This window comes from Sphingopyxis selenitireducens (assembly GCF_051550705.1).
Classification (GTDB): Bacteria; Pseudomonadota; Alphaproteobacteria; order Sphingomonadales; family Sphingomonadaceae; genus Sphingopyxis.
In genome coordinates, this window is the sequence record NZ_JBPULG010000002.1 from 804,165 (window position 1) to 815,756 (window position 11,592).

Annotated in this window: 9 protein-coding genes; 2 read left to right on the forward strand and 7 right to left on the reverse strand. The window is 58.4% G+C overall.

Going from position 1 to position 11,592, the window contains the following annotated elements; translation table 11 throughout:
• Positions 1 to 5: 5 nt before the first annotated feature.
• The 3 genes from ACSYDV_RS09665 to ACSYDV_RS09675 all read right to left on the reverse strand — a co-directional run bounded on the left by ACSYDV_RS09665 (position 6) and on the right by ACSYDV_RS09675 (position 3,891).
• The gene (locus tag ACSYDV_RS09665; protein WP_438323580.1) at positions 6 to 2,318 is read right to left on the reverse strand and encodes a fimbria/pilus outer membrane usher protein; all 2,313 of its coding nucleotides are present in this window, start codon (positions 2,316 to 2,318) and stop codon (positions 6 to 8) included.
• A 148-nt stretch (positions 2,319 to 2,466) separates the two neighbouring features.
• Positions 2,467 to 3,201, reverse strand: a complete 735-nt coding sequence (locus ACSYDV_RS09670) for a fimbria/pilus periplasmic chaperone (RefSeq protein WP_438323581.1) — start codon at positions 3,199 to 3,201, stop codon at positions 2,467 to 2,469.
• Positions 3,202 to 3,336: 135 nt separating this feature from the next.
• A complete protein-coding gene (locus tag ACSYDV_RS09675; RefSeq protein WP_438323582.1) occupies positions 3,337 to 3,891 on the reverse strand; it encodes a hypothetical protein in 555 nt (184 codons plus the stop codon).
• Positions 3,892 to 4,346: 455 nt separating this feature from the next.
• Here ACSYDV_RS09675 and ACSYDV_RS09680 point away from each other — a divergent pair, with 455 nt between their 5' ends.
• Together ACSYDV_RS09680 and mazG are read left to right on the forward strand one after the other, a co-directional pair.
• Positions 4,347 to 4,931 carry a helix-turn-helix transcriptional regulator gene (locus ACSYDV_RS09680; RefSeq protein WP_438323583.1) on the forward strand — a complete coding sequence of 195 codons (585 nt, stop codon included), beginning with the start codon at positions 4,347 to 4,349 and terminating at the stop codon, positions 4,929 to 4,931.
• Positions 4,932 to 5,144: 213 nt separating this feature from the next.
• Positions 5,145 to 5,918, forward strand: a complete 774-nt coding sequence (gene mazG, locus ACSYDV_RS09685; protein WP_438323584.1) for a nucleoside triphosphate pyrophosphohydrolase — start codon at positions 5,145 to 5,147, stop codon at positions 5,916 to 5,918.
• On the opposite strand, the gene hflX is transcribed toward mazG, so the two are convergent.
• From hflX to ACSYDV_RS09705, 4 genes are all read right to left on the reverse strand, one after another.
• Positions 5,896 to 7,242: a GTPase HflX gene (hflX, locus tag ACSYDV_RS09690; RefSeq protein ID WP_438323585.1), complete on the reverse strand. Its 1,347-nt coding sequence runs from the start codon at positions 7,240 to 7,242 to the stop codon at positions 5,896 to 5,898. The genes mazG and hflX overlap by 23 nt on opposite strands.
• Positions 7,232 to 7,762: an RNA chaperone Hfq gene (gene hfq, locus ACSYDV_RS09695; protein WP_438323586.1), complete on the reverse strand. Its 531-nt coding sequence runs from the start codon at positions 7,760 to 7,762 to the stop codon at positions 7,232 to 7,234. Before hfq ends, hflX begins: the two co-directional genes overlap by 11 nt.
• Before the next feature lie 117 nt (positions 7,763 to 7,879).
• Positions 7,880 to 9,259 carry a nitrogen assimilation response regulator NtrX gene (ntrX, locus tag ACSYDV_RS09700; RefSeq protein ID WP_438323587.1) on the reverse strand — a complete coding sequence of 460 codons (1,380 nt, stop codon included), beginning with the start codon at positions 9,257 to 9,259 and terminating at the stop codon, positions 7,880 to 7,882.
• Complete coding sequence (locus ACSYDV_RS09705; RefSeq protein WP_438323588.1) at positions 9,249 to 11,540, reverse strand: sensor histidine kinase; 2,292 nt, start codon at positions 11,538 to 11,540, stop codon at positions 9,249 to 9,251. Before ACSYDV_RS09705 ends, ntrX begins: the two co-directional genes overlap by 11 nt.
• Between the last annotated feature and the right edge of the window lie 52 nt (positions 11,541 to 11,592).

Below are 11,592 nucleotides of genomic sequence, written 5' to 3' on the forward strand. Positions count from 1 at the left end.
TTCTGTTATTTGCTGACCGAGATGCGATCGAGGCGCAACAATCCCCGATTATCTTCGGGAACTTCGAGGTTGAATACGCCTCCCCCGTTCAGGGTTACGACGTAATGTTTGCCAGGAGCCAACCCGATGATGCCAAATCGTCCGCTCGAGTTGGTAAAGAACAGCTGCGAGACGAAACCGTCATCGGTTTGCGATGTTATCCTTCCGGATACAAGCGAAGCTGGCGCCCCGTTTATTTCCAAGAAACCCACCGCGCTGACGAACCGGTCATTACCCACCTCGATCGAATAACCTGCCCTGTAAGGTGGAATGACGCGCTCGACACCCGATCCAATATCGTAACCCGTGGCACCATTTTTGAGGTCGTATTGAATCTCCTGAGGACTGTAGGAGACCAGGCGATTGACGACCGCCGCACCGAAAATTCCGCTGGATGCCTCATACTCGTTGGAGCTCAGGTTGCGTCCTGCGATTACCTCGGACTCCACGGTCTTGTGCGCACGGACAACCGCAAAAGCGTCGTTGATTGGCCGACCGACCCCCAATATTCCATCGGCGAACGCGATCGATGTACCGACCTGCAATCGGCCCACCTGACGATTGGTTATATTCCCCAAGCCGTCGCCCTCGCTCGCAACGGAAAGGCGCGCGTCAAAACGATTGCCAATATAATCGAACGATCCGTCAACTGAATTTATGCCAAGTGAGCGCTGGACCCCAACGGAATAGCCAAAAGCTCCGGCATGATTGTCCGTCGCCTTCGAATAAGTCGCCCGGGCATAGTCCCGCCTGCTCTGATAGGAAGCGTCGACGCGCTGTTGACCGCCCAGCGCCATCGTCAGCCCCAGCCGAATGCCGAAACTTCTACCGAAAATGGAGCCAGTTCCATACTCAGCCCCGCCTGTCAGGTTAACCGTCGGCGTCAGCCTGCGGGTTACGTCGGCGTAAATGGTTGACTGGTCGCTTCGCCCACGGATTTTGCTGTACGCTGCGCCCACGGACATGAACGTCCGCGTCGTAAAGGATTGGGAGTAGCTCGCAGTCGCGGTGAGACGCCCGACTGTCGCCAGGTCGAAATCAGCCAAGGAACGAAATCCGTCGCTTTGGTAGTCGACCGTGATACTGGCGACTTTTCGCGTTTCCGCCCTCCCGCCATACCATCGATAACCGGCGGAGAGAGCGACGCCCTCGCCCTTTCCGACACTCGCTGCAGCGGCAAGCTGGAAACTACCGGGAATAAGCTGCGGGACAATCTGGCTCTCGAAGGACAGAAGTTGGACGTCCTTCGACAACTGAACGCCCCCTCCCAGCAGCAATGTCCCACTCAATGCTCGGCGATAATTGAACATGGCAACCGGATCATTCGAATATTTGGGCTGAAAATCGATCTCGTCGGAGCGCACACCGACTGCCGCGGAATATTCATCCTCGCCCGCAATCAGGTCCAGAGGGTCAAAGAATGTCGAAAAGTCGCTTACCTGCCGACGCCCTGCAGCGTCGCGAACAACCATCTGGATGTCGTTTGCGCCAAACTCCACAGGAAGATCCGAAATGTCATATCGGCCCGGCTGCAGATCGACCGAGCGGTACGGCGCACCGTTGACCAAAATATCGACCGTCGACGGACTGGTAAGGGTGATCTGCCGTCCCCCCAATACGCCTGTCGGATAATATGGATCAAAAACGCGCCGGGATTTCTGAACGGCCGCCCCGGCAATCAAGGGCGCCGCCAGCAACTGCGTTCCGGGAAGCCTGAGATCGCCCACGCTCCACCTCCGGTGAGCCTCTGGCTCATCATAAATGGCGCGGACCGCTTGGCGATAGAAGCGGTAGTTGTCGTCGAAACTGTCCGAGAACCCCGCCTCCGCTTCGACCACAATGCGGCCGTATCTTGCCGCACCGGAAAGATACAACTCCGGTGAGAGGGATTTCTGATCCTCCCGGTAAACCAGTCCGAGATTGGTGTTGAGATAAGCGCTGAAGCGAGCAGGATTGATCGTGGGCGGAAGTCGATCTGGTCGATTCGCCAATCCATCAAAAGACTGAACGGGCACCAGATCGGGATCTACCTCTTCGGCAACCAGCTCCAGCCGGTTCAGATTGAACGAGAATCGGAAGCCGGTATCCTTCATCTGTTCGGGCGTTACAAAAAGCTTGCCGGCCAAAACATCCGCCAATCGGCGTTGGCCCAATTCGTTCAGAACCGGACGCAACTCCGCCTCGAGCGACTTGGCTTCAATTTCGTACTCGCCCTCCGGGCTGGCGCGAATGTAAATGTCATTCAGGGCGCGATTGCGCCAGATCAGCGGCACGGTCATTGGCTGAAAGCTGTCGGAAACCGGACCCACCAATGGCGTTTGAGCGACGCCCGGCGCAGGCAAGATCGCGCCGTATAATATGGTCGCTGCGGCCAACCGGTAACTGAGGCGGGAGGCGCCGCGTTTAATTCTGCATGCTTTGCGCATATTATAATACTGGCGCTGCGCTTATCGTGGCTGGCTCTAAAACCTGATCGAAAGGAATGAAGAAACGGCGAGATTTGTCCGGTGCTACCACGCCGACACCCACGGCCTTGGCCATTTCTTCAGGAGTGCGGCGAACCTTCACCGCGACGCCTTCGACTGTACGACCGGCTATGTCCCACGCGATATTGCCAGCCAGAAAAAAGCGGGTTCCTCGATTGGTGACGCGAACGTCGATACCGGGCTTGCCTTCACGTGTCACAGGACCAATGATCTCGACAATCGGTTCCGCGCGCGTGTTTTCAGGAACCACGTTCACAAGGACATTGAAATTCACAACGACCTGAACCTGAGATTCTCCCGGTTCAAATTCCACGGGCAGTTGGCGGACGGCGGCGTAGTAGATTTGTGATTTTGCCAGATCGGCATCGCCCACATATTGGACGCGAAGCACTTGCTGGCTTCGTGGTTTCACGACGATTTGCGCAGGAAATACCAGAAAATCCTGATCTGCGGGGGTCATCGTCAGTTCCCCCTCCTCGCTGATGTCGCCCCGCATCATCATGACTTCGACCGGGAATTCGCGATCGGCAGGGTTGGCCAGTTCGATCCGGGCAATCGACCCGCGACCGGACGGCGTGACGTTCACTACCATGGGCGACACTCTCGCGGCTTCTGCCTGGACAGGAAGGGCGACGAAGAACAGCACCGCAAGTGCGGTCAGCAGGTTTCGAAACATCTAAAAAGCCCCCCGGCCCAAACGCGGATGATCGCGCAGGATGATTCAACCAGTCGGCTTGCGAAGGTTGAGCAATTGGATCAAGAAAAAGGAGGGAGTCTCCTCCCCCCTTTTCCCTTCATTCAGTCGACGCGATCAGAGTGCGCCGAGCGTAACCGTTGCAACAGCGGTATACTGGCCGGCAACCGGACGCTTGGGATTGTCGCCCGGAGCAATCACGACGTTCAGCTTCGCTTGATCATGGAAAGCGCCGACAGCATTGCCCGAGGTAGTGTTCGAGGCGTTCTTCGTGTTCATCGTAACCTGCGGGATCGGACCACCAGCTGCGCCGGGTTCGAGCTTGATGAAATAGTTGATGACGTTCGTGAAGTCATTCGGATCATTCGCCGCAGCCGCTGCGCCGCCGGCGTTGGTCAGCTTGGTACCCGAAACGGTGAGGGTCGTTGCATAGTTGCAGCTGACCCAGATGCGCTGCTGATCCGAAGAATTCGCGTTGATCAAAAGAGCGTTGGCGCCCGAATCTTCGTTGATGTTGATGTTGAACGTAACGTCCTTGGGATCATCGATGCTGCACTCATTCTGGACATTGCCAGTGATGTTGAAGCTGTCCGAAGCCGTGGCGCTCTGCGCATACGCCGGAGTTGCAAGGACGGTGGTGGCAGCAAGCGCTGCGATGGCAAATTTTTTCATTAATTTTCCCCATATTCGTTCGAATTGACGAGTGGCTGCGTTGCAATCACGCAACACCAGCCGCCCTGGGGGAACATGCGACCCTCGATTCGCCCCCCAGTGGTAAGCAAATTCTTAATGGCCGGGCCGGGCTAACACGTCCCCAAGGTTGGGGATGTAAGATTTATTAATTTTGATTAACCATCGCCGGGGGCCGCCGAGCGTCCCTTTGGAACGATTTTGCGCCACCGCCCGCGGTGCGCTTCTCCACCATGTGTCATAGTGGGACAGTTGAAAATTGTTCAATTAATATAAGGCAGTGGCGGCTGAATTTATTTTGTTAATTTCCGAGCGTTAAGTGATTACCAGGGCTGCAGCGGCAGCACATCGAACAGCCAATCCGCAAATGTTCGTTCGCAAAAACTGGCATTTCCTTAACTTAGACAAACCCTTTGCGGCAGAGTCACGGCAAAATTATGGATTTTACAAATATTAGCTCGAAGAACATCGAGCTAGCAGTCAAATTTTTGTATAATGACAGGCTGCCACGCTTGTTTGTTAGCCATGATTTGCGCGTAATATGGGAAAATCGTAGCGCAATTGAACTAATTTCTTCAATTAATCAAATAAACATATCCGATGGAAATTTAACTCTGTCAAACAAGCAAGATCAGAATTCACTCATATCTCTTCTAAACAATAGCGATCTCGAAAAAAAGATACCCATGCTTCCCATATCGGTCCAGGATGGTCATTTGCTAATTTCTATCGACCCTATGGATCTCAGTTCACCTGCCCCCATTTATTCACTGTCTTTAGTTTCGACAGAATTCTCTCAGGCGACCACCTATCCGCATCTCGAAGAGATTTTCGGCCTCACCGCAGCCGAATATCGTACTCTCGCGCGGATGCTCGATGGCGCTACGGCAGATATGCTCGCGGAACGGGGCGGCGTGTCAGTGGAAACCGTGAGAACGCATATCCGCCGAATATATACGAAGCTTGGCGTATCGTCGCGCGAAGGTCTTTTTTCCAGGATCCGGCCATATTTGATCTCTTAACTTAATCCGCCGCCTGATCAGCGCCGCCTGACGTGCGCTCGCTGCCCGTCATCCGTTTGCGGATTGCCCGATCCCTCCCCAGGAGTTCGCGTTGCGCTATGGCGGTATCGACGCTCCGGCCCCAGTTCTTCGCGAGGGCCGCATGGGCTATATGTTAGAGTCTCATTTCGAATATGCTCAAAAGACTCTCTTTTCAAAGTTGGCTTGACACACATGACCTCCAGCACTTCGCCCTCTCCCATTGACCGGCTGCGTGCCATCATGCGCCAATTGCGCAATCCCGATGGCGGCTGTGAATGGGATCTCGCGCAGGATTTTGAATCGATCGCCCCCTATACAATCGAGGAAGCCTATGAGGTTGCCGACGCCATCGCCAGCGGGCAGCCCGACGCCATTTGCGACGAACTTGGCGACCTGTTGCTCCAGGTCGTCTTTCACAGCCAGATCGCGACCGATCGCGGCCTATTTGGGTTCGACGATGTCGCCACCGCGATCAGCGACAAAATGGAACGGCGACATCCGCATATCTTTGGCGATGCCAAGACGGACGACGTTCGCCAGCAATGGGAACAAATCAAGGCCGCCGAACGCGATGCCGATGGTCCGACGAGCGCGCTTGCCGGCGTCGCGCTATCGCTGCCGGCTTTGCTGCGTGCGCAGAAATTGCAATCCCGCGCGGCGCGGGTTGGTTTCGACTGGCCCGATGTTGAAGGGCCGCGGGGCAAGATCATCGAGGAACTGGCAGAGGTCGAGGCTGCGACCAGCGAACTGGAGCGCGCCGAAGAGATCGGCGACCTGCTGTTTGCTGTGGTCAATTACGCGCGGCACCTTGGCGTCGATTCCGAAGGCGCGCTCCGCGCAGCGAACGACAAGTTCGCGCGCCGTTTCGCCGGGATTGAAGATCGCGTCGGTGGAAACCTGTCCGGCCTGTCGCTCGATACGCTCGAAGCGCATTGGCAGGCAGTCAAGGCGTCGGAGCGGCTTTAGCCGTCGGCCAAAGCCGTTCGAAACGCGCACGGTCGGCCGGGTCGAGCCGGACGGTCAGCCAATGGCCGTCATCAACGGGTTCATCGGTCAGCACTTCGCCGCGCGCATGCAGCCAAGCCATCGCCTCACCCTGGCTATAGTTCAGAAATATCCGCTGCGTTTCGTGGAGCGCGGTCAATTGCGCCGCCATCAAGACCCGCGCCGCCTCCACACCTTCGCCTGTCACTGCCGATATGAGCGCGACGTCGGGGCGCCGCGCCGCCATTTCCTCGATCGCGTCGCGACGTTCGGAATACGCGGTATCAATCTTGTTCCAGATTTCGATTTGCGGAATGGCGGCAGGGGTGTCGCGATCCCCTTCCCCGTCCTGCGGTCCGTTGACACCCAAGGAGTCGAGGATCGCACGCACATCGTCATATTGCGCATCAGTGTCCGGATGGACGATGTCGCGGACATGGACGATCAGATCGGCGGTCGTCACTTCCTCAAGCGTCGCCCTGAAGGCCGCGACGAGTTCGGTCGGCAAGTCGGACACGAAACCGACGGTGTCGGACAGGATAGCCTTGTCGATGCCGGGTAGACGAATTTCGCGCATCGTCGGGTCGAGGGTGGCGAAGAGCATATCTTCCGCCATGACGTCACTACCCGTCAGGCGATTGAAAAAGGTTGATTTCCCAGCATTGGTATAGCCGACAAGCGCCACCACGGGCCAGGGTGCGCGTTGCCGCTTCGCACGTTGAAGTTGCCGCGTTCGCCGGGCATCTTCCAGGCTTCTCCGGATGCGTGCCATACGATCACGGATCATCCGACGATCGGCCTCGATCTGGGTTTCGCCGGGACCGCCGAGAAAGCCAAAGCCGCCGCGCTGGCGCTCGAGATGGGTCCAGCTGCGCACCAGCCGTCCCGCCTGATAGTCGAGATGGGCAAGTTCAACTTGCAACCGCCCCTCGGCGGTGGCGGCACGCTCGCCGAAAATTTCAAGGATCAGACCCGTGCGATCGATCACCTTCGTCTCGAACGCGGTTTCCAGATTGCGTTGCTGGATCGCGGTCAGTGCCGCGTCGACGATCACCAGTTGAACATTTTTCGCCGCGATATCTGGCTTGATTGCTTCAATCTGGCCAACGCCCAGCAAGGTCGCGGCGCGCGTCTGCCGCAAGCGTAGCGGGTGCACCGCAACGACATTTAGCCCGATCGCGACGGCGAGCCCCCTTGCCTCTTCGGCGCGCGCATCCAGATCGCGCGAGAGGCGCTGGCCGCGCCATTCGGGCACGACCAGCAACGCGGCGGCGCCCCGCGTGACCTCTTCTACGCTATCCGTCATCTTGGGGGTCAGGGGATCGATCAGGCGTCGTCGCTTCGCCATCTTCACCACTGTCGGTGAGATTGATCGGACCGTTCGGCTGCACCGTCGAAATCGCGTGCTTATAGACGAGTTGCACTTGCCGCTCGCGCTCGAGCAACATGCAGAACAAGTCGAATGCCACGATATCGCCCTGCAGCATCACGCCGTTAACGAGAAACATCGTCACCGATTCGTCCGACCGCCGCACAGCATTCAGGAAGACGTCCTGCAACGCCTTGCCTTTCGTGGCAGGGACTTCGCGGATGTTGTTGCCAAGCAACGACAGGTCAAAGTCATGCGACGGCATCACCGTCGAAATCGCATGCTTATAGACCAGCTGCGACTGACCATCGCGGCGGAGGAGAAGCGAGAAATTGTCGAACCAGGTAATAATGCCCTGGAGCTTGACGCCCTTGACCAAAAACATCGTCACCGGTGTTTTGCTGCGGCGCAGGGCGTTGAGGAAAAGATCTTGGAGATTTTGATTTTTATCGGACACATTGGTCTCCTGTTCTTGGCGGCAAAGCCGCATTGCGATTCCGGTTGATCCGGTGTCTTTGATCTTCGTGACGGCAGCAATATGGGACAAAGCTGGTCACAGGTCTAGGGGCAGTCTTTACCCCTCTCCCTCCGAACTCTCGGTAAGCCCCAAAAGTTTCAGTTTGCGGTGCAGTGCCGACCTTTCCATGCCGATAAAGGTCGCCGTGCGCGAAATATTGCCAGAAAAACGGTTGATCTGAATACGCAGATATTCGCGTTCAAAATTCTCGCGCGCTTCCTTCAGCGGGATGGCAGTGATCGATTCGCTGTTGGGCAATATATCGGTTCCGCCGCGAACCAGCTCGGCTGGCAGCATGTCGGCGTCGATCCGCGCCAACCGGTCGCTCGGCGCCAGAATCATCACGCGCTCTATGACATTGCGCAGTTCGCGCACATTTCCTGGCCATTCATGCGCCTGCAGCGCCGCCATCGCGTCGGAACTGACCTCGGGCGGCGGGACACGGCGATCGGCGGCATAGCGGCGGATGAAATGATCGCAGAGGCTGGCTACATCATCGCGGCGCTCGCGCAGCGGCGGGATATGAACCGGGACGACGTTGAGCCGGTAATAGAGATCCTCGCGGAACCGGTTTTCGGCGATTTCGGTAACAAGGTCGCGCGCCGAGCCCGAAATGATGCGCACATCGACGCGGATCATCGTGCGGCCGCCGACGCGGTTGAAACTCTGATCGGTCAGTACCCGCAATATCTTGCCCTGCGTCGTCAACGGCATATCGGCCACCTCGTCGAGGAACAAGGTGCCACCGTGTGCCTGTTCGAGCAGACCGACGCGGATCGACCCGTCCTCGGCTTCCGATCCGAACAATTCGATCTCGACCGTCTCCGGATCCATGCGCGCTGACGAAATGACGCGAAACGGCGCATTTTGTCGTCCGCTCCAGCCGTGCAACACACGCGCCGCGACCTCCTTGCCGACCCCCGGCGCACCGGTAATCAATACCCGGCTCCCGGTGCCGGCGACGCGCTTCAGCGTCGCGCGGACATTGTTGATTGCGGCGCTGGTGCCGGTGAGTTCATCCGACCGGCCCGACTTTTCCCGCAACTGTTCATATTCGAATTTCAGCCGTTCATTTTCGGTAGCGCGGGCGACGAGGTGAAGCAGGCGTTCGGCCTCGAACGGCTTTTCGATAAAGTCGAAAGCACCGCGACGGATTGCTGCGACCGCGGTGTCGATCCCGCCATGCCCCGAGATGACGATGATCGGCAGGGTCGGATCGAACGCCTTGATCGCCTCCACCAGCCCCAGCCCGTCGAGCCGAGACCCCTGAAGCCAGACGTCGATCAGCGCCAAAGAAGGGCGCCGCTGACGAATAGCCTCCAGCGCGGCGTCGCTATCGGACGCCGTGCGCGCTTCATAACCTTCGTCCTCCATGACGCCGGCTACCAGTTCGCAAATGTCCCGTTCGTCGTCGACGATCAAAATATCAAGCGCCATAATCTTCTCTATCCTGCCGGTTCCTGATCCGCCCCGGTACGGATTCCATCTGTCCTGTCGTCATATCCCCGCCCTTGCCCGCAAGCGGACGCAGCCGGTCGGGGTGCAGGATCAGCGTTACGCATGTCCCCTGCCCCGTCGGATTGTCAGCGAAATCCAGTTCGCCATAATGCTGCTCGACGATCTTCTTCACGATTGCGAGGCCAAGCCCGGTGCCGCCCTGCCGGGTCGTCATATAGGGTTCGGCGATCGCTTCGCGTGCTTCGGGCAAGCCGATTCCGTCGTCGCTAACGCGGATGACCATTTCACCACCCGATGCCAGAACCAGTTCGGCATGGATACGGCCGACTGGCACTTCATCCGGATTTTTTGGCTTTTCTTCAATGGCTTCTACCGAATTTTTTACAATGTTCGTCAAGGCCTGTGACAAAAGTCGGCGGTCGCAGACCAAAGGTTCGATTTCGTCCGCCATGCTGATGCTGAACGCGATGTCGGGCTTGGCGACCTCGAACAGGAACACGGCCTGCCGCAAGATGTCGCGGACATCCTCGACCCCGAAGGTAGGCTTGGGCATGCGTGCGAAGCTGGAAAATTCGTCGACCATTCGCCGCATATCATGGACCTGGCGGATCACCGTATCGGTCAGGCGGCGGAAGGTCGCCTGATCGCCCTCGACCTTGTCGCCGAAGCGCCGCTGCAGTCGTTCGGCAGCCAGCTGGATCGGCGTCAGCGGATTTTTGATTTCGTGCGCAATCCGCCGCGCGACGTCGGACCAGGCGGCACGGCGCTGGTCGAGCAATTGCTGGGTGATATCCTCGAAGCTGAGAACGAAGCCGTCTCCCTGCACAACCGTCTTGGCTGCGAGCGTCGCGGGTTCTGCATCCTTACGCGCCAGCTGCACGATCGCCTCGCGCTCGTCACCGGTCAGCAGTTGGGCGAGCTCGGGTGCAACGTCAGCGAGCGATTGGCCGGTCAGCGTCTCCGCCGATTGGCCGATCAGCCGCTCTGCCGCCGCGTTGACCAGCAGGATGCGGTGATCCGTATCGACCGAAACGACCGCCGAGGATACGCCGCTCAGCACCGCTTCGATGAAACTGCGCCGGGCTTCCAGCTGCTCGTTCACGTTGACCAGTGCGCCGGTCTGTCCCTGCAACTGTTCGGTCATGCGGTTGAAAGCACGCGTCAGCACAGAGATTTCGTCATTACTGGCGGGCGGGGTCACGCGCACCGACAGATCGCCGCCCGCAGCGGTACGCGTCGCGCCGATCAAAGTGCCAAGCGGACGGACGATGCGATCGGCGACAACGATCGCTGCGACGACAGCAAGCGCCAGAAGCAGGAGCGAGCCGAGATAGAGCGCGCCGTTGAACTGCAACTGCAATTGCTGCGACCGCTGAAACAGCCCGTTGTAATCGGCAAGCACGGTGCGCGCGCGTTCGAACTGCTGAAGCCCCAGCACGTTGGCGTCGCGCGATGCATAAAGATAGGCACGGCGCGGACCGGGAAGCCGCGTGGCGGCCTCGATCCGGTCAGACTGGCGCGCCACCACCACCGCTTCACCCGCGTCCAGGCGGCTCACCATCGACGGCGAAATGCGACTTTCGGCGGCGCGATTGTCGGGATCGATCATCGCCGGCGTGCGTGCGACCCCGTCGCTGCCAATCTCGATGATGGCCGATTCATTCAGATTCCGGACGACCACCTGCTGAAGATAATAGTTCGAGAAATCGGGATCGTCGATCGGCACCCGCGACAGAAAACTGCCCAGATCCTTTGCCATGGCGATCGTGTTGGCGCCGACTTCGCGTTGATTTTCCTGGTAATAGCCCTGCGCGAGGCTGGCGGCGTTTTCGAACATGCCACGCGACCGGTCGGAAAACCAGAAGTCCACGCCATATTGGAACAGCAGCGAGGCAAAGATCACGACCAACAGCGTGGGCGCAGCAGCGATAAGCGAAAACAGCGCGACGAGCCGGACGTGCAGACGGCCGTTGCCCCCGGCCATCGACCGCACCGCGCGGGCGCGGGCGACGCGGCTGCCGACAAGGACGATCAACGCCATGGCGGGAACGAGATTGGCAACCATGATGGCTGCAACCAGCGCCGGCGTGAGCAACCGCTCGCTCTGCGCATCCCCGGTAACGAAAATATAGGTCGCGATCGCAACGCTGACGATGACTGCCAGCGTATAATATTCCGGCGCAGCGAACTGCCAGCCATTGGAATGCGCGTCCTGCTCATCGGAATCGCGGTCAATGGGCAAGGGGGCTAGAGACGCCATTGTTGCTTCGTTACGACAATCCTGTTGCATAGAAAACACACAAAGTGCGTTT

Bases quoted from the DNA above. Each gene is read 5' to 3' on its own strand.
- ACSYDV_RS09670 (WP_438323581.1), bottom strand. From the start codon at position 3,201: ATGTTTCGAAACCTGCTGACCGCACTTGCGGTGCTGTTCTTCGTCGCC.
- hflX (WP_438323585.1), bottom strand. From the start codon at position 7,242: ATGACGGATAGCGTAGAAGAGGTCACGCGGGGCGCCGCCGCGTTGCTG.
- ACSYDV_RS09665 (WP_438323580.1), bottom strand. From the start codon at position 2,318: ATGACCGTGCCGCTGATCTGGCGCAATCGCGCCCTGAATGACATTTAC.
- mazG (WP_438323584.1), top strand. From the start codon at position 5,145: ATGACCTCCAGCACTTCGCCCTCTCCCATTGACCGGCTGCGTGCCATC.
- ACSYDV_RS09680 (WP_438323583.1), top strand. From the start codon at position 4,347: ATGGATTTTACAAATATTAGCTCGAAGAACATCGAGCTAGCAGTCAAA.
- ACSYDV_RS09675 (WP_438323582.1), bottom strand. From the start codon at position 3,891: ATGAAAAAATTTGCCATCGCAGCGCTTGCTGCCACCACCGTCCTTGCA.
- ACSYDV_RS09705 (WP_438323588.1), bottom strand. From the start codon at position 11,540: ATGGCGTCTCTAGCCCCCTTGCCCATTGACCGCGATTCCGATGAGCAG.
- ntrX (WP_438323587.1), bottom strand. From the start codon at position 9,259: ATGGCGCTTGATATTTTGATCGTCGACGACGAACGGGACATTTGCGAA.